The organism is Pelomonas sp. Root1217 (genome assembly GCF_001425705.1).
Lineage (GTDB): Bacteria > Pseudomonadota > Gammaproteobacteria > Burkholderiales > Burkholderiaceae_C > Pelomonas.
Map to the genome: position 1 here is coordinate 51,703 of NZ_LMDC01000003.1, position 18,370 is coordinate 70,072.

14 protein-coding genes are annotated in these 18,370 nt (G+C 68.7%); 13 read left to right on the forward strand and 1 reads right to left on the reverse strand.

Going from position 1 to position 18,370, the window contains the following annotated elements; genetic code table 11:
- Nucleotides 1-43: 43 nt before the first annotated feature.
- The 12 genes from ASC95_RS07715 to ASC95_RS07770 all read left to right on the forward strand — a co-directional run bounded on the left by ASC95_RS07715 (nt 44) and on the right by ASC95_RS07770 (nt 15,986).
- Nucleotides 44-874, forward strand: a complete 831-nt coding sequence (locus tag ASC95_RS07715) for a type VI secretion system accessory protein TagJ (protein ID WP_057297195.1) — start codon at nt 44-46, stop codon at nt 872-874.
- Nucleotides 874-1,410: a type VI secretion system baseplate subunit TssE gene (tssE, locus tag ASC95_RS07720; protein WP_057297196.1), complete on the forward strand. Its 537-nt coding sequence runs from the start codon at nt 874-876 to the stop codon at nt 1,408-1,410. Before ASC95_RS07715 ends, tssE begins: the two co-directional genes overlap by 1 nt.
- A 13-nt stretch (nt 1,411-1,423) precedes the next feature.
- Entirely contained in the window at nt 1,424-3,295 is a 1,872-nt protein-coding gene (tssF, locus tag ASC95_RS07725; protein ID WP_057297197.1) for a type VI secretion system baseplate subunit TssF, read from the forward strand.
- Nucleotides 3,292-4,350 (forward strand): type VI secretion system baseplate subunit TssG, encoded by a 1,059-nt coding sequence (gene tssG, locus ASC95_RS07730; protein ID WP_082567599.1) that lies wholly within the window; start codon nt 3,292-3,294, stop codon nt 4,348-4,350. The genes tssF and tssG overlap by 4 nt, the downstream gene beginning before the upstream one ends.
- 58 nt (nt 4,351-4,408) lie before the next feature.
- Entirely contained in the window at nt 4,409-7,084 is a 2,676-nt protein-coding gene (gene tssH / locus ASC95_RS07735; RefSeq protein WP_057297198.1) for a type VI secretion system ATPase TssH, read from the forward strand.
- A 141-nt stretch (nt 7,085-7,225) separates the two neighbouring features.
- Entirely contained in the window at nt 7,226-9,778 is a 2,553-nt protein-coding gene (locus tag ASC95_RS07740; protein WP_162250736.1) for a type VI secretion system Vgr family protein, read from the forward strand.
- Nucleotides 9,775-10,317, forward strand: a complete 543-nt coding sequence (locus ASC95_RS07745; RefSeq protein WP_057297200.1) for a DUF4123 domain-containing protein — start codon at nt 9,775-9,777, stop codon at nt 10,315-10,317. The genes ASC95_RS07740 and ASC95_RS07745 overlap by 4 nt, the downstream gene beginning before the upstream one ends.
- Nucleotides 10,317-12,056 (forward strand): hypothetical protein, encoded by a 1,740-nt coding sequence (locus ASC95_RS07750; RefSeq protein WP_057297201.1) that lies wholly within the window; start codon nt 10,317-10,319, stop codon nt 12,054-12,056. Before ASC95_RS07745 ends, ASC95_RS07750 begins: the two co-directional genes overlap by 1 nt.
- Before the next feature lie 109 nt (nt 12,057-12,165).
- Entirely contained in the window at nt 12,166-12,984 is an 819-nt protein-coding gene (locus ASC95_RS07755) for a hypothetical protein (RefSeq protein ID WP_057297202.1), read from the forward strand.
- 61 nt (nt 12,985-13,045) lie between these two features.
- Nucleotides 13,046-14,809 carry a type VI secretion system-associated FHA domain protein TagH gene (tagH, locus tag ASC95_RS07760; protein ID WP_057297203.1) on the forward strand — a complete coding sequence of 588 codons (1,764 nt, stop codon included), beginning with the start codon at nt 13,046-13,048 and terminating at the stop codon, nt 14,807-14,809.
- A 10-nt stretch (nt 14,810-14,819) separates the two neighbouring features.
- On the forward strand, nt 14,820-15,569 hold the full coding sequence (locus tag ASC95_RS07765) for a PP2C family serine/threonine-protein phosphatase (RefSeq protein WP_057297204.1): 750 nt from the start codon (nt 14,820-14,822) through the stop codon (nt 15,567-15,569).
- A 9-nt stretch (nt 15,570-15,578) separates the two neighbouring features.
- On the forward strand, nt 15,579-15,986 hold the full coding sequence (locus ASC95_RS07770; protein WP_057297205.1) for a DUF4280 domain-containing protein: 408 nt from the start codon (nt 15,579-15,581) through the stop codon (nt 15,984-15,986).
- A gap of 186 nt (nt 15,987-16,172) precedes the next feature.
- Here the strand turns inward: ASC95_RS07770 and ASC95_RS32335 are convergent, their stop codons facing one another.
- Nucleotides 16,173-16,733, reverse strand: coding sequence for an OmpA family protein (locus ASC95_RS32335; RefSeq protein ID WP_057297206.1), 561 nt, complete (start codon nt 16,731-16,733; stop codon nt 16,173-16,175).
- 175 nt (nt 16,734-16,908) lie between these two features.
- Here ASC95_RS32335 and tssK point away from each other — a divergent pair, with 175 nt between their 5' ends.
- Nucleotides 16,909-18,246, forward strand: coding sequence for a type VI secretion system baseplate subunit TssK (tssK, locus tag ASC95_RS07780; RefSeq protein WP_057297207.1), 1,338 nt, complete (start codon nt 16,909-16,911; stop codon nt 18,244-18,246).
- Nucleotides 18,247-18,370: the final 124 nt, after the last annotated feature.

An 18,370-nucleotide genomic window follows, 5' to 3' on the forward strand; every position in this document is an offset into this window, starting at 1 on the left:
ACGCTTTCATGCGCAGCGGGTGGCGCAGCGCTGTGGAGATGACATGACCCCCCAACAAGCTGCCGAAGAAGCCGTTCGCGCCGGCGACCCGCGCACCGCACTCGCCAAGCTGACCGAGGCCGTGCGCGCCAAGCCGGCCGACCCCAAGCTGCGCACCTTCATGTCCCAGCTGCTCAGCGTGCTCGGCCAGTGGGAACGCGCCCACACCCAGCTCAATGTCGTCGCCGACATGGACAAGCTGGCCATCCCGATGCGCGAGACCGTCGGCCACGCCATCCGCTGCGAGCTGCTGCGCGCCCAGGTGTTTTCCGGCAAGCGCACGCCGGTTGTCTTCGGCCAGCCCGAGGCCTGGGTGGCCCAGTTGATCGAATCTCTCAAGCAGCAGGCCGAGGGCAACCACCAGCTTGCGGCCGACCTCGCCACCAAGGCCTTCGAGGCCGCGCCAACGAGTGCGGGCAGCATCGACGGCCAGCGCTTCGAGTGGCTGGCCGACGCCGATTCGCGCCTGGGCCCGGTGCTCGAGGTCTGCCTCAACGGCCACTACACCTGGGTGCCCTTCCAGCACCTGGCCAAGATTCATTTCGACGCGCCCGAGGACCTGCGCGACTGCGTCTGGATGCCGGCGCAGCTGAGCTTCACCAACGGCGGCAACAGCGTCGCCCTGGTGCCCACGCGCTATCCCGGTTCCGAGAAGAGCGAGGATGGCCTCATCAACCTGGCGCGCAAGACCGAATGGCAAGCCCTGCCAGGCGAGGACCGCTATGCCGGCCTGGGCCAGCGCGTGCTGACCAGCGACATCGGTGACCACGACCTGATGGCCGTCAGAGAAATTCTCTTCGACGCCAGCGAGGCCACGCAGACCGAAGGCAACTGATGGCCAGCTTCGGTGCCCAGGACCGCCTCCAACCCTCGCTGCTGGACCGGCTCACCGACAACGATGCCAGCTCCAAGGTCGAGGCCCTCGAGGCCCGCGTACTGAGCCGCAAGCAGCTGCGTGAGGCCGTGCTGCGCGACCTGTCCTGGCTGTTCAACGCGGTGTGTGAAGAGCCGGACATCGGCAACCGCAACGACCCCGAACGCACGGCGCTATGGAAGAGCTTGCCGCATGCCCGCGACTCGGTGCTGAATTTCGGCATCCTGCCCCTGACCGGGCAGACCATGACCATCCACCAGTTCCCCCTCATCGAGGCCCAGGTGCGCCAGGCCATCATCCGCTTCGAGCCGCGACTGGACCCGGACACGGTGGAGGTGCGCATCGCCAACGACATGAGCACCGGCCTGCGCCCCACCAGCCTGCGCCTGACCATCAAGGGCCAGATGTGGAACCAGCCAGTGCCGCTGGAGTTGCTGCTGAGCGCGGACGTGGATGTGGACACGGGACAAGCCGCGGTCCGTGACCTGAGAGGCTGAGACACTTCGCGCCATGGACCCCCGGCTACTGCGCTACTACAACCAGGAACTGCGCTATCTCCGCGAGATGGGGGGCGAGTTCGCGCGCGAGTTCCCCAAGATCGCTGGCCGCCTGGGCATGGAAGGTCTGGAGGTTGCCGACCCCTACGTGGAGCGCCTGCTCGAAGGCACGGCTTTCCTCGCCGCCCGCGTGCAGCTCAAGCAGGACGCCGAGTTCCCCCAGCTCGCGCAGGCGCTGCTGGACATGGTCTGCCCCAACCTCGGCGCGCCCGTCCCGTCCATGCTAGTGGCCCAGCTCGAGCCGGCCCAGGACCCCAACCTGATCGCCGGCTTCACATTGCCGCGCGGCAGCGCACTGATGGGCGCAAAGACGCCGCTGGGCCCAACGCGCTGCGAGTTCCGCACCGCCCAGCCGGTCACGCTGACGCCCATCCAGGTCAGCCAGGTCGAATACTTCCTCAGCGCTACCGACATCAATTTCAGCGGCCTGCCACTGCGCGAGCGACCCAAGAGCGGCGTGCGTGTGCGTCTGGAGCTGCCCAGCGGCATGAGCTTCTCGCGGCTGCCGCTGGACAGCCTGCGCTTCTTCATGGGCGGGCTGCAGGACGTGGCGCTGAAGCTGCACGAGCTCGCCACCTGCCGCTGCGTGGGCGTGCTGGCCGGGTCTGGTGGCAAGGAGGCTGCGGCCAAGCGCCAGTTCATCCCGGCCAACCGCGTGCGCCACGTCGGCCTGGCCGATGACGAGGCCATGTTGCCGGTGACACTGCGCGGCCTGTCCGGCACGCGGCTGATGCAGGAGTACTTCGCCTTCCCGCAGCGTTTCCTGTTCATCGACGTGGCCGGCCTCAAGCCCAGCTTCGCCGCCTGCACGGGCAGCAGCTTCGAGCTGGTGCTGCTGTTCGACCGCTATGAAGCCAGCCTGGAGGGCGGCGGCGAGCCGGCCAACTTCAGCCTGAATTGCGCGCCGGCCATCAACCTCTTCGAGCGCCGCGCCGAGCGCATCACCGTCGATGACAGCGCCACCGCCTTCCAGGTCATCCCCGACCGGCTGGCCGGCGCCGACTTCGAGGTGTTCGACGTCGCCTCGGTCACCGGCTTCTCCAGCGACACCGACGAGCTGCAGTTCCTGCCGCTGTTCGACGTGCCCCACGCCGACCCGGCCGGCGCCTCCGGCTATTTCAGCCTGCTGCGCGAGCCGCGTCTGGCCAGCGACCGCGCCAAGCGCGAGGGGCCGCGCTCGGCCTATGTCGGCAGCGAGGTCTTTTTGTCCCTGGTCGACCTGCAGCGTGCGCCCTACCGGGCCGATCTGCGCCAGCTCGCCGCCAAGATCCGCTGCACCAACCGAGACCTGCCGCTCTTCATGCCCGCCGGCCGCGATCATGGTGGCCTGACGCTGGAGACCCGTGCGCCCGTCGACCATGTCGCCGTTGTGGCCGGCCCGTCGCGGCCCGGCAGCGCGGCGCGCGAAGGCGCGCTGGCCTGGCGGCTGCTGTCGCTGCTGTCGCTGAACTACCTGTCCCTTGTCGACGAGGACCCCGAGCGTGGCGCGCTGGCCCTGCGCGAACTGCTCGGCCTGTTCGGCCAAAGCTCAGGCGCCGGCCTGTTGCGGCAGATCGAGGGCGTGCGCTCCGTCACCACGCTGCCGATCGTGCGCCGCCATCCGGCCCCGGGCCCCATCGCCTTCGGCCGCGGGCTGGAGGTGCAGCTGACGGTGGACGAGCTCTCCTTCGAAGGTGGCAGCGCAACGCTGCTGGGCGCGGTGCTGCACCACTACTTCAGCCGCCATGTGTCGATGAACAGTTTTGTCCAGACGCTGCTGGTCTCGCGCACCCGCGGCGAACTCAAGCGCTGGCAGCCGTTGCCCGGCGCCAGGGCGGTGTTGTGAGCGCAAAGCCTGAGCCAGCAATCTTCGACGCGCTGGCCGCGCGCCCGGGCCGCTTCGACCTTTTCCAGGCCCTGCGCCGCATCGAGGCCGCCCACACCGACAAGCCGCGCCTGGGCGACGCGCTGCGCCCGGGCGACGAGCCGGTGCGCTTCGCCAGCGAACCGGCGCTGAACTTCGCGCCAACAGCCATCACCAAACTGGCCCTCAACGATCACGGTCCGCCACGCCTGGTGCAGCGGGTGCTTAGCCTGTTCGGTCCCAACGGAGCCCTGCCCACCCACCTGACCGAATACGCCCGTGAGCGGGCCATGCACCACGGCGACCGCACCTTCGCGGCTTTCGCCGACATGCTGCTGCATCGCTTCGGCCTGCTCTTCTACCGGGCCTGGGCGCGCGCCAATCCGGTGGTGGGCATGGATCGCAGCCGCGACGCGCCCATCGTGCGTCATGTGGGCGCTCTCATCGGCCTGGCCGAGCCGTCACTGCGCGAGCGCGACGCCCTGGGGGATTTTCCCAAGCTCTATTTCGCCGGCCGTCTGGCTCGCTCGGCGCGCGATGCCGATGGTCTGCAGAGCTGGATCGCGCTGCGCTTTCGTGTGCCCGCCCTGGTACAGCAGTTCAGCGGCCACTGGATGCCGCTGGGACCCGAAGAACGCACCCGACTCGTCAAGCACGATGGCGTGGCCCTGGGTCGCGGCGCCGTGCTGGGCCGCCAGGTCTGGGATGTGCAGCACAAGTTCCGCATCGAGATCGGCCCCCTGGGCTGGGAGGCATTCCAGGCCTTTTTGCCGTCGGGCCCGCATCTGCCGGCCCTGCAGGCCATGGTGAGGCAGTACGTCGGCCAGGAGTTTGCCTGGGACGTGCGCGTGCGCCTCAAGCCGGCGGAGGTGCCGGCCTGGCCGCTGGGCAAGCAACGCGGCGTGGGCATGCTGGGGCGCAGCGCCTGGCTCAACAGCCAGCGGCCACGCAAGCGCGCGGATCAGCTGCTGATGAACGTCGAAAGCATCTGCCGCGGGCCGTTGAAAGCCTCGCTCGCACCCAAGCACCAGATGTAGATCAGCGCAGCGGAACCGAACGGCGGCCTTGGTCACTCAGCACCGAGGAGAACTGGAAATGACTGACATCAGCCGCCAAGCCCTGTTCGGCAAGCTCAACCCGCTGGCCTACAAATCCATCGAAGGCGCCACCGTCTTCTGCAAGCTCAGGGGCAACCCTTATGTCGAGCTGGTGCACTGGATCACCCAGCTGCTGGAGAACAACGAGTCCGACGTCAGCGCCATCGTGCGCCACTACGGGCTGGACGCGGCGGCGCTGGCGCGTGACGTGACGACCGCGCTGGACCGCCTGCCGCGCGGGTCGACGGCCATCAGCGACTTCTCCGAGCACATCACCCACGCCATCCAGCAGGGCTGGGTCTATTCGACGCTGATGTACGGCGACGCTCAGGTGCGTTCGGGCCACCTGCTGCTGGCACTGCTGTCCACGCGCACGCTGCGTGAAGCGCTGTTCGGCATCTCGCGCCAGTTCGAGAAGATCAAGGCCGATGACCTGGCCGACAAGCTGCAAAGCCTGGTCGGCAAGACCGGCGAAGCCGGCCTGGGCGCCACCGACGGCAGCGCGTTGAACAGCGCGCAACCCGGCCAAGCCGAGGGCGCGATGGCTCCCGCCGCCATGGGCCGCCAGGAGGCGCTGAAGAAGTTCACCGTCGACCTGACCGAGAAGGCGCGCAAGGGCGAGATCGATCCGGTGACGGGTCGCGACGACGAGATCCGTCAGATCGTCGACATCCTGATGCGCCGCCGCCAGAACAACCCGCTGCTGACCGGCGAGGCCGGTGTCGGCAAGACGGCCGTGGTGGAAGGCTTTGCGCTGCGCCTGGCACGCGGCGACGTGCCGCCGCCCATGCAGGGCGTCACGCTGCTGACGCTGGACATCGGCCTGCTGCAGGCCGGCGCGTCCATGAAGGGAGAGTTCGAGCAGCGCCTGCGCCAGGTCATCGACGAGGTGCAGGGCAGCCCCACGCCCATCATCCTGTTCATCGACGAGATCCACACCCTCGTCGGCGCGGGTGGCGCCGCCGGCACGGGCGACGCAGCCAACCTGCTCAAGCCCGCCCTGGCGCGCGGCAACCTGCGCACCGTGGGCGCGACGACCTGGGCCGAGTACAAGAAGTACATCGAGAAGGACCCGGCCCTGACCCGCCGCTTCCAGACCGTGCAGGTCGAGGAGCCCGACGAGAAGAAGGCCATCCTGATGCTGCGCGGCGTCGCCACGGTGCTGGAGAAGCACCACAAGGTCCAGCTGCTCGACGAGGCCATCGAGGCCGCCGTCAAGCTGTCGCACCGCTACATCCCGGCCCGCCAACTGCCCGACAAGGCCGTCAGCCTGCTCGACACCGCCTGCGCCCGCGTCGCCGTCAGCCAGCACGCGATGCCGGCCGAGGTGGAGGACTGCAAGCGCCGCATCGAGTCGCTGGAGATCGAGCAGGGCATCATCGGCCGTGAGGCCCAGGTGGGCGTGCATATCGGCGACCGCGGCGTCGGCGTTGAGGAGAAGCTGGCCAACGAACGCGCGCGGCTGGCGACGCTGGAAGTGCGCTGGCAGCAGGAGAAGGACGTCGTCGCGAGGATCCTGGAGCTGCGCGCCAAGTTGCGCGGTGACGGCCAGCCGGTCGACGAGGCGGCTTCGGCCCAACCCGACCGCGACGGCCTGCTCGGCGAGATGCACGCAGCGCAAGCCCAGCTCGCCGAACTGCAGGGCGATGCGCCGCTGATCCTGCCCTCGGTGGACGCCCAGGCCGTCGCCAGCGTCGTCGCCGACTGGACCGGCATCCCCGTCGGCCGCATGGTCAAGAACGAGCTGGAAGCCGTGCTGCGCCTGGGCGCCACGCTGGGCCAGCGCGTCATCGGCCAGCAGCATGGCCTGGACATGATCGCCCGGCGCATCCAGACCTCGCGCGCCAAGCTCGACAACCCGAACAAGCCCATCGGCGTCTTCATGCTGTGCGGCACTTCGGGCGTCGGCAAGACCGAGACGGCGCTGGCGCTGGCGGAGTCGCTGTACGGCGGCGAGCAGAACGTCATCACCATCAACATGAGCGAGTACCAGGAGTCGCACACCGTCTCCACGCTCAAGGGCGCGCCTCCGGGCTACGTCGGCTACGGCGAAGGCGGCGTGCTTACCGAGGCCGTGCGCCGCCGGCCCTACAGCGTCGTGCTGCTGGACGAGGTCGAGAAGGCCCACCCCGACGTGCACGAACTCTTCTTCCAGGTCTTCGACAAGGGCTGGATGGAGGACGGCGAAGGCCGCATGATCGACTTCAAGAACACCATCATCCTGCTGACCAGCAATGTGGGTTCCGAGCTCATCATGAACATGTGCCGCGACCCTGAACTGCTGCCCGACCCCGAGTCGCTGGCCACGGCGCTGACCGAGCCGCTGCAGAAGGTTTTCCCGCCGGCGCTGCTGGGTCGCATCGTCACGATCCCCTACTACCCGCTGAGCGATGAGATGCTGGCCCGCATCGTGCGCCTGCAGCTCGGCCGCATCGTCAAGCGCGTGGCCGAGAACCATCGCATCCCCTTCGAGTACAGCGACGCGGCGGTGGAGCTCATCGTCAAGCGCTGCAACAACGCCGAATCGGGCGGCCGCATCATCGACGCCATCCTGACCAACACGGTGCTGCCCAAGGTGTCGATCGAGTACCTGTCGCGCACGGCCTCCGGCCAACCGCTGCAGAAGGTCAGCCTCGGCGTGACCGATGGCGATTTCAGCTACGCCTTTGATTGAGCCGCATGAACTCAAAAGGCAACCACAGAGTCACAGAGGCACAGAGGAATGCAGAGGCTTCTCTGTGTCTCCGTGCCTCTGTGGTTGCATTTCTGCAGACCTGCCGCGTGCGCGGAATGAAGAGCTGCCATGAGTGATGTCATGTCCATCACCACCAAGCTGGGTGGTGACAAGTTGCTGGTGCTGCGCATGGAGGGACGGGAGCAGTTGGGCGCCCTTCCCGAGTGGCAGGTCGACCTGGTCGGCAACGTCAGCCTGCTGGGCGTGCGCGAGTCCATCGACCTGCACGCGCTGCTGGGCTCGCGCGCCAACGTCAGCATCGAACATGGTGCCAAGCGTCACTTCAATGGCTTCATCACCGAAGCGCAACGCGGTGAACGCCATGGCCGCTTTGACTCCTTCCGCATCACCATGCGGCCCTGGACCTGGTTCGCCACCAAGTCGCGCAACTCCAAGGTGTTCCAGAACAAGAGCGTGAAAGACATCGTCACCGCTGTCCTCACGCCCTACAGCGCCGACTTCGCCTGGCGGCTGCAGGACGCCTCGGTCTACAAGCCGCTGGAGTACTGCGTGCAGTACCAGGAGTCGGACTTCGACTTCGTCAGCCGCCTGCTGGAGGAGTTCGGCATCTACTACTTCTTCGAGCACACCAGCACCACTCACACCATGGTGCTGATCGACTCGATGGGCAAGCACAAGGCCAAGACGGGCGACAAGACCGTCAAATGGTCCCACAAGCTCGATGCCACCAAGCCCACCCTGGTCGACTGGAAGTCGATCGAGGAGGTGCATTCGGTCAAGGCCGTCGTGCGCGACTACGACTACCTCGCGACGGCCTCCGCCATCCAGCAGGAGCACAGCGCGCTGCCCACGGCGGCGACCGCCAAGCTCGGCGATGCCGAGGTCTATGAATTCCCAGCCCGTGCGGTGCAAAACCAGGTCAAGCCCGACGCACAGCCGACCGCGGCGGCTGCCATCCGCGTCGCCAAGATGCGGCTGGAAGAGCTGCAGTCGTTGCAGCAGATCTTCACCGGCACCACCAATTGCAACGACATCACCGTGGGCGCCACCTTCGATCTCGAAGACGCCCTCAACGCGGCCGACGACGACAGCTACCTGGTCGTCGGCATGAACTTCCACGCCGAGTTTGCCGACCACGAGGCCATCGACGATCTCAGGTCCCTGCCGCGCCGCCGCGACGGCGTGATCGCCAATCTCATGTGCATCAGCACGGGCGGCAATGCCTTCCGCCCGCAGCGCCGCACGCCGCGGCCCATCATGTACGGGCCGCAGACGGCCATCGTCGTCGGCGCCTCGGGCAACGAGGTGGAGACCGACAAGCATGGCCGCATCAAGGTGCAGTTCCACTGGGACCGCCTGGGCGAGAACAACGAGAACAGCTCCTGCTTCGTGCGACTGTCCCAGCCCTGGGCGGGCAAGGGCATGGGCCTGTGGATGATCCCCCGCGTCGGGCACGAGGTTGTTGTCAGCTTCATCGGCGGCGACCCCGACCGGCCCCTCATCACGGGCTCGGTGCACAACGACATCAACACGCCCATCTATCCCCTGCCCGCCAATTCCGACATCAGCGGCTGGCGCACCCACTCGACCAAGAATGGCGCGGCCGATGCCCGCCATGAATTGCGCTTCGACGACAAGACGGGCAAGGAATATGTCTGGCTGCAGTCGCAGAAGGACTTCCGGCGCCATGTGAAGGAAGATGCCTTCGACTGGATCGAGATGAACGAGACCAAGAAGGTCAAGCTCACGCGCAAGGAGGTCGTCGGCGAGAACTGGTATGTCAACGTCGGCAAGGACGTCATGCACGACCTCGGCAAGGACCTGCACACCAAGGTCGCCGGTGACATCTTCACGACGGGTGCAGCCACCTACCAGCTCAAGCTCGAGAAGGACTTCAACGCCAAGGTCGGTGCCGACTACGGGCTTGACGTCACCGGCAAGACGGCAGTCAAGGCCGGCGGCGACATCAACCTGCAAAGCGGCGGCGCGGGCAACTTCAAGACGACGGGCAACCTCGTCGGCGAGGCCGGCGCCAAGCTGTCGCTGAAGGCCACGGCCGACCTGCTGATGCAAGCCGTCAACATCAAGGCCAAGGGCAGCGCCGAGATCGTGCTGGAGGCCGCGGCCGGCATCAAGATCGTCTGCGGCGGCTCGGTCATCACGCTGGGCCCGGCGGGCGTCACCATCGACGGGCCGCTGGTCAAGGTCAACTGCGGTGGTGGCGGCGGGTCTGCCGGCGCGGCCGAGAGCGCGGCCGCGGCCGAGCCCAAGGCGCCGGAAGACGCCATGAACCAGGAACTGCTGACGCCGGCCAAGGCCACGGACTACGACAAGCTGTTTGCCGACCCCCTGACCGTCGAGACCGCGACGCCGAACACCGCCGCCGCGGCCAATGCGAGTGCGGACGCCGCAGCCGCGGCCAAGGCAGCCGCAGATACCGCTGCTGCCGCCGCAGCCGCTGCGGCCCGTGCGGCCAAGATCCGCGCCGCCGGCCTTGCCGGCGCAGCCGCTGCCCTTGCTGCGGGAGGCGCTGCAGCGGCCGCCTTGGCCGCGGCTGCGGCCGGCGGCGGAGGGGGCGCGGAGGACAACGAGGACGACGCCAAGAACGCCGACCCAGCCACCCCACCTCCCGACGACGCCGCAGGTTCCGAGGGCGGCGGAGGGCCGGCTTGAACGCTGCCGCTCTGGCCACGGCCCAGATCCGATCAGCACTGTGGGACCGGCCGGACGGGCGCGTGCATGCCGTCGTCGACGGTGGTGTCATTCCCGGCCTGCTGGAACGGCTGCAGGCCGGGCAGTCCGTCGGTTGGGACTGCCTGCAGCGCGGCGCCCTCAAGCCCGAGGCCGCCGCGCAGGCGGCCTACATCGTCGAGCTGCAACCGGAGGCCGATCTCACCGGCTGGTTGCTCGGTGAAGCCTGCACCGCCTTCGAGGGGTGGGGCGTGCTGATGACGTCCAACCGGCCGCTGCTCGCCATGCGCGAGCACAGCCGCGACCTCGCGGAGGTGCGCACGCCCGAGGGCCGCCGCCGGCCGTGGCGCTGGTGGGACCCCGAGCTGCTGGCCCTGCTGCTGCCGGGCCTGGCGCCGTCGCAGCTCGACGCATTCTTCGCGGCTGGGCAGCAGCTTGTCTGCCCGGGCGCGAGGCGCTGGACCTGGTGGCAAAGACTGGATGGCGTGCTGGACAGCCAAGTCCGGGAGCGGGTGAACTGATGCTCCAACTCAACGCGGATCAGCTGGAGAAAGTCGAGGCCCTGCAGCTCAAGCGCGATTCGCGCGAACTGCTGCAGTTGCTGGGCAGCGTCTGGCCCGCGGTCGCCGAGCAGCTCCAGGCCCGCTGGCCGGCCTTCATCGAAGTGGCGCTGGAGCACGCCCAGCAAATCGGCCTGCGCCATGTCGCTGAACTGGCCCGTTATGCCTCGCTGTGCTGCCTGTGGGGCGCGGGCTTCGAGGCCAAGCCCCGCTTTGAATGGGCTGCGGCCATTACTGCCGACCCGCTACTCAGCCCGACGCTGAAGCTGCACCAGCTCACCCACCGCTCGCGAGAGGAACTTGTGCGCCGCGCCGCCAAGGCCGCGCCCACCGGCGATGCGATGACGCCGGCAGGCTACGACAAGGCCTTGGCCGCCGTTGAAGCGGGGCTCGGCCGCGCAGCACGCGGCCGAACCATCTTTCTCGACCAGCCGCCGCCGCCCCGGCCCACGGCCTGCGATCTCGCCGCCATCACCTTCGCCGTCGCCGAGCCCAAACCGCTGCAGGCTTACCATGGCCAGGACGGTAGCTGGCGGCGCGTCGACCTGGTGCCCTGGGCGCCGCAGCCAGAAACCTTGTCCGCGCCACTCGACGAGCCTCGTCTGCTGCCGGTGCTCAGCCGCGCCGTGGGCGCCGGCGCGAGCGCGCGGCTGCAGCTCGCGGTCAGCACCGAAGCCACCTGTGATGCCCATCACCCCGAGGTACTGCATGCAACCGGCGCCGGCCGCCTGACCTGGCGCGGCGCCGACACTGCCCGCCTGAGCCTGACGCTGCATGCGCCGCCAAGCCCGCCGGCCGATTCCAAGCTCGGCCCCGCCGGCATCGCCCACGGCGAGCCTCCCGATGTGCAAAGCGTCAGCATCAGCAGCTGCGGCATCCGCAATGCGGGCGCGCCACTGGGCCGCATCGAGCTCGGCCTGCAGGTGCATGCGGCCACGCAGCGCCTCGTCGAGGTCAGGCACGGCGCCCTGCCCGCCCTGGCCTGGCCCATCGAGGGCGAAGCTCCGCCGCTGAACGCGGCCGGTACCGCCTGCCATCTTGAAGCAGACGGCCACACCGAACCGGCGCCCGCCTGGCTCAAGGCCTGGCAGGGCCTGCAGCCCGCGGCCCGCGCCGGCCTCGAAAAACTCTTCATCGCCTGGTCGCGCCACATGGCCGGCACCAGTGGCCGCATGGAGGCCGAACTGGCGCCCCTCGTCGGCCAGGCCGGCATCACCTGGGGTTGGCAACATGCTGCCGATGGCGCCGTCGCGTTGCATGTGCAGGGCGCCATCGACTTTGCGGCGTTGGTGCTGGACCTGCGGCTGAGCGGCGAACTCGATTGGCTTGGCAGCCGCGCCCGCGTCAGCCTGCGCGCCCAGGGCCGCAGCGAATGGCGCATGAACCTCGCTGACGGTGCCGCGTTGGAGCAAGCCAAGGCGACCTGGCGCCACCCCTTCACGCTGAGCCTCGATGCGATTGCCAACGGCCAGCCGGCCCTGCTGTCGGCCGGCCCGTTGGCCGAGCCGCTGCGCGGCGCCGTCGTCGGCGAATGCGGCCTGCGCCCGCGCCCGGACGGCCGTGGCCAGCAATGGTTCTACCGCCTGGCGATCGAGCCGGTGAACGTTTGCCTGCTGCGCCAGGATCCGCTCGGCGGCACCCAGCGTCAGCAGCGCGAGCTGATCCCGGCCCTGACACTCATCGATTGGAGTGCTGGATGACGGCCGAATTGAACACCGCCACAGAGGCACAGAGGCACGGAGAGAAATTCGCTTTCTCTGTGTCTCTGTGCCTCTGTGGCTTTGTTTCTGCATTGCGAGGGCGTTTCTGATGGACCGCCTGATGTGCCTGCACGTGCAGACCAGCGGCGAGCCAATCGAGGTGCACGTCAACGGCGTGCCCGTGCTCGCCCTGCCGGCTGGCGCGGGCAGTCAGTCGATCACCGTGCACGAATATCTGCAGAACGGCAGCAACCGCATCACGCTGGTCGTCGCGCCGCCGCCGATTGCGCAGGCCGTGGCCGCACCGAATGCCGCCGCCCAGCCGCGCATGGCCGCGCGCGCCGCCCAGGCGCGCGCGCGCCTCGTGCTGCTGCGCCAAGGCAAGAGCCTGGCCGACGAGGCCGTGCGCGTGCTGGCCGAGGTGGCCTGGGCCGTCGAGGAGGGCCAGGGCTTCGAGGCGCCCACCGTCGTGCACCAGGATCTGGAGCTGCCCGTCGGCTTCCCGCGCTGGCGCTGGCTCGACGCCCCCGTGCTCAACCCCGGCCCGCAGGATCGCCAGACCGTGCTCGCCGCCGTGCAGCGCCTTGCTTTCGACCTTTCACGCGGCAACCCTGACAGCTTTCTCGCCGCATGTCGCCTCAAGCTGGAGGAGGTCGACCAGGCCTACCAGCGCCCTGCCGGCCAGGGCGTCACCGCCTTGCGCGAGCAGGTGCAGCAGCTTTGGCAGGCTGGAGCTCTGGCAACGCTGCAGCCGCCCACGACGGAGAACCTGCTGCTGCGCGTGGTGGCCGGCGGGCGCCTGCTGGAATGCCTCAATCCCCTGGGCGCCCCGGTGCTCAGCAGCCAGAACGACGATGCAACGCTCGGCAACATCGCATGGCCGCTGCGGCTGACACTGATCGAAGGCAAGGTTTATGTGCTCAGATGAGCATCCACACCCGCTTTGCAGGGGTCGTCGCAGACCCATGCCGCGCTGAGAATCGCTCACCATGATTCGCCTCAACGTCACCACCTTCAACGGGCTGCCCGTGAGCCAGCCGCTGTCCGCCCAGTTCGACGAACTCGGCGGCGACATCGGCCGCGCGGAGACCAACCAGCTGGTGCTGCCCGACCCAGAGCGCACCATCTCGCGCGTGCATGCCCGCGTGCTGTTCCGCGCCAGCAGCGGTTTCGGCATCGTCGACCAGGGCAGCAATGCCATCAGCGTGAACGGCATCCAGCTCGGCAAGGGCCGCGAGGCGGCCATCAAGCCGGGCGACCAGATCCAGATCGGGGGCTATGTCCTCGTCGTCGAAGCCGGCAACCCCAGTGGCGCCGCGGCCGACCCCTTTGCCGACTTCTTCGGCATGGCACCGGCCACGGCCCTGACCCAGCCCGGCATTCGCCGTGACGTGGCGGCCGCCGACCCGCTCGGCCTTTTCGGCGGCCCCAATCCCCCTGCCCCGCCCGCGCCTGCCCCGGCATTCACCGCACCGCCGCCGCCCGCGGCGATGGGTGGCATCCCGGCCGATTGGGACCCCTTCGCGCCGGTGGCCGCGCCCAGGCAGGCGCCTGCGCCAACGCCCTCGGCCGGCGCGCGCGCCCTTGGCCTGGACCTGGGCGCCGGTGCACCGGCACCGCTGATCCCCGATCTGCCCGGCGCCAGCAGTGGCCGCGGTGCCGGCGGCGATTCGCTGGACATGCTGTTCGGCCTGGGCGCACCCACGCCGGCCAGCAACAACCCGCTGGCCCAGTCCCTGCTCGGCGAGGCCGTCGCCCAGCCCAATATGGCGGGCCATGCCGACCCGATGCAGGCCCTGGGCATGCTGCCCGCCGCAGCCGGGCAGGCGCTGCCGGACACGACCTCGGAGCTGAACCGGCCCTTCATTGCGCCCAACGCGCCGGCATCGTCGACGTCGACGGGCCAGCGGCCCCGGCCGCCGGCAGCCTCCATGGCGGCGCTGAATGCCCTCGATCCATCCGGCACGCTGTCGGGCGCCGTCGTGTCGTGGAACGACAGTGCCGGCGAGGGCCGCACCATCATCCGGGCGGGCAAGAAGCCCGAGGCCGCAGCGCCCGTGGCAGCGCCCGCCGCACCGCTGATGCCGCCGCCCCCGCCACCGGCCATGGCGGCGCCGGTCGCCCAGCACACGCCCGTGGCTTCAGGCCTGCCCGCCGATCAAGCCGCCCTGTTGGCTGCCTTCCGCGAAGGCCTGGGGATTCCCAACCTGCCAGCCGGTGGTCTCACGCCCGACTTCATGCGCCTGCTGGGCCAGCTCGTCCACGAGTCGGCGCGTGGCACGGTGGACCTGCTGGTCGCTCGTGCGGCCCTGAAGCGCGAAGTGCGCGCCGAGGCCACCATGATCGTCGCCAAGGAGAACAACCCGCTGAAGTTCTCACCCACGGCCGAGGTGGCACTCGGCCACCTGCTTGGGCCGTCGGTGCGCGGCTTCATCGAGCCCCATCGCGCCCTGCGCGACGCCTTCGACGACCTGCGCGCCCACCAGCTCGCCTTCCTGGCCGGCATGCGCGCGGCACTCGAAGGCCTCCTGCAGCGCTTTGACCCCGCCCAGCTGGAATCGCGGCTGACGCAGAAGTCGGTGCTGTCCAGCCTGCTGCCCGCGGCGCGCAAGGCCCAGCTGTGGTCGGTGTTCCAGAACGAATACCAGCAGATCGCCGGTGAACTGTCGGACGACTTCCACCAGGTCTTCGGGCGCGAGTTCCTGCGCGCCTATGAAGCGCAGCTCGACGCGCTTGAGCAAGAACAACGATAGAAGGAGCCCCGTGCAAATCGAGCTCGCATTGATGTCGGAACAGGGCGGCCGCGACTACAACGAGGACGCCTGCGGCCACTGGCATTCCGAGCGCTACCTGTGCTGCGTGCTGGCCGACGGCGCTGGCGGCCATGGCGGCGGCGACATCGCGTCCAAGCTCGCCGTCAGCCATGTGCTGCAGGGCTATGCCAGCCTGCCCGCCCACCACCCGCAGGCGCTGGAAGCCCTGCTGGCGGACACCAACCGCGAGCTGCTCGCCCAGCGCGCCGCCAACCCGCAGCTGCGCAATATGCATTCCACGGTGGTCGTGCTGTCCATCGACCTGCAGGAGCGCACCGCGCTGTGGGGGCACTGCGGCGACTCGCGCTTCTATGCCTTCCGCGATGGCGTTCTCGCCCAGCGCACGCGCGACCACAGCCTGGTGCAGTCCCTCATCGACGGCGGCCTGCTTGACGAGGCCGGTGCTCGGGTGCATCCCAAGCGCAGCGAGCTCTACTCGGCCCTGGGCACCCAGGGGGAGGACCTGCACATCAGCGTCGCGCCCCAGCCCTGGCCGTTGGAGGGTCGCGAGGCCCTGATGCTGTGCACCGACGGCCTGTGGGAATGGCTGACCGACGACGAGATCGCCATCGCCCTGTCTTTTGCGGTCGAGCCGCAAGCCTGGCTGAACGATCTCGGCCAGCGTGTGCGCCTGGCGGCGACCGACAAGCCCAACCACGACAACTACACCGCCCTGGCTTTATGGCTCAGGGACGACTAGGAGACCGTCATGCCTCAACACGTCTGCAAGGGTGCGCAGTTGATGTGCACCTTCGGCTCCAAGCCAAGCGCGCTGGAAGTGCTGCCGCTGAACAAGATGAAGACCAGCAACCAGTTCGCGGCCAACATCATGGACAACAAGCCCATGGTGAACATCCAGCCCTTCGGCCCGTGCAAGAGCATGGCCAACCCGACGGTCGCCGCCGCCACTGCGGCCGCCACGGCGGCGGCGCAGGGCGTGTTCACACTGACGCCCATGCCCTGCGTACCGGTCTTTCCCGCGCCCTGGGTGCCGGGTGCTCCCACCGTCATGCTGGCCAACATGCCGGTGCTGAACAACACGTCCAAGCTGATGTGCGCCTATGCCGGCGTCGTCAGCATCGTGTCACCCGGTCAGATGACCGAGATGGTTCCGTAGCCCTGTCGCCGCGATGGCAAAAGCCGCCCGCGGGCGGCTTTCTCTTTTTGGGCCGAGCGCTGGGCCGCTCCCGAGCCGGCCCGTGTGGCGATGTGCTTGCGGCTCAATGCCGCAAGCATCGCCGTCCCCCAGGGGGACCGGCTGGGTGAGCTCGCGTCCAGCGCGGCTCAACCGGACGAGGGGCCTCTACTTCCGCCCGATCTCCACGCGACGGTTTTCGTCGGCATTGGGCTTGGCCGGGTTCTTCAAGTCCTTGGAGCCCACGCCTTCGATGACCAGCAGGGCCGGATCGGTGCCCTTGGCTACCAGGTAGTCGCGCACCGACTCGGCGCGCTTGATGGACAGGGCCTGGTTGGCCTGCGGCGTGCCGGAAGCGTCGGCGTGGCCGATGACGCGCACCTTGCGATCGCTGTTCTTCTTGGTCTTGAGCACGTCGGCGAAGACGTCGAGCTGTTTTTTCAGCACGGCCGGCAGTTCGGCCGAGCCGACCTTGAAGGAGGTGGCCGGCAGCGAGTACTTGATGGCCGGTTTGAAGCCCATGCACTTGAAGCCCGAAGCCTCCAGTTCCTTGCACTTGTCGTCAGGGAACAGGCCTTCGGCGATGGACTCGGCCGTGGGCACGGTCTTGCCCAGGTCGACCGCGTCGGCAGCGGACGCCGCTGGAGGCGGAATCTCCGGCGTCTGGGCTGCCGCACTCAGGGTGAGACCGCACAAGGAAAGGATCAGGAGGGGGCGAAACTTCTTCATGTCGGACGCTCGTGTCGAGTCGGCGGGATGAACCGCTGACTGAGTGTCTGCCGCTGCCGATTAGTTCCCGACGGAGCGGGGAACCAAGCGCCGCCGCCAGTCACTCAGTGCCTGATCGCAGGCCGCCGTGGCTGCTTACCGTCTGTTTTTCTGCTCCATTGAGGCGATCCCATCCATGACCTGGCGTGACCGAGTGATCTGGACGGAGGGCATGTTCCTCCAGCCGCAGCACTTCCAGCAGCACGACCGCCACTGGGAGCACCAGTGGCGCCAACGCCTGCAGCAGGCCGTGGCCTATGCCTGGGGCTTCGCGGCCCTGAGCCTGGACGAAGCCTCGCTCACCTTGGGCAAGGTCGGGCTGGCTTCGGCCCAGGGCCTGCTGCCCGACGGCACGGCCTTCTCCGCGCCCGGCGGCGACGCCGCACCCGCGGCCCTGGACATCCCTGCCGATGTCCGCAATGAGATCGTCGTGCTGGCGGTCACGCTGCAGCGCCCCGGTGTCGTCGAGACCGATGCCGAACAGGCCGCTGGCGCCATGGGGCCACGCTTCATGGCCGCCGAGGTCAATGTCGGCGACAGCAATTCCCAGCTCGACCGCGACGCGGCCCTGCAGATCGGTCGTCTCAACCTGCGCCTGATGCTGCAGCGCGACGCCGGCGAGGGCTATGCCACGCTGGGCGTGGCCCGCGTCGTCGAGCGCCGCGCCGACAACCGCGTCGTGCTGGACCCGAGCTTCGTGCCGCCGCTGCTGCACGCACCGGCCCACCCCGTGCTGGACGGTTATGTGCGCGAGCTCTGCGGCCTGCTGAACCAACGCGGTGAAGCACTTGCGGCCCGCCTGGCCGCTCCCGGCCGCGGCGGTGTCGGCGAGATCTCGGACTTCCTGCTGCTGGAGGCCGTCAACCGCAACCAGGCCCTGTTCAACCACCTGCGCTCGGTGTCGCTGCTGCACCCCGAGCGGCTGTACAGCGACTGCCTGACGCTGGCCGGCGACCTCGCCACCTTCCGTGACAGCCGCCGCCCGGCCGCCTACGCCGAGTATGTGCACGACGACCTCGCCGCCACCTTCCGGCCGGTCATCGACGACCTGCGCCAGTCGCTGTCCATGGTGATGGAGCAGACCGCCATTCCCATCGAGCTGCAGGACCGCGCCTACGGCGTGCGCGTCGCTCTCATCCCCGACGTGCAGCTGCAGCGCAGCGCCACCTTTGTGCTGGCCGTGTCGGCGCAGTTGCCCGGCGACGCGCTGCGGGCCCGCTTCCCCACCCAGGTCAAGATTGGCCCGGTCGAGCGCATCCGTGACCTCGTCAACCTGCAGCTGCCCGGCGTCACGCTGCGCCCGCTGCCGGTGGCGCCGCGCCAGATCCCGTACCACGCGGGCCACAACTACTTCGAGCTGGAGACGCGCGGCAACGAGCTGTGGAAGCAGCTCGAAAGTTCGGGCGGCCTGGCCATGCACATCGCTGGCGAGTTCCCCGGCCTTGAGCTGGAGTTCTGGGCCATCAGAGCCTGAACGGCAACAACCATGAACTCCAAAGGCAACCACAGAGGCACAGAGACACGGAGGAATTCGCAGGATTGGCTTTCTCCGTGCCTCTGTGCCTCTGTGGTTGCATTTTTCTTCGCACCCGCTGCAT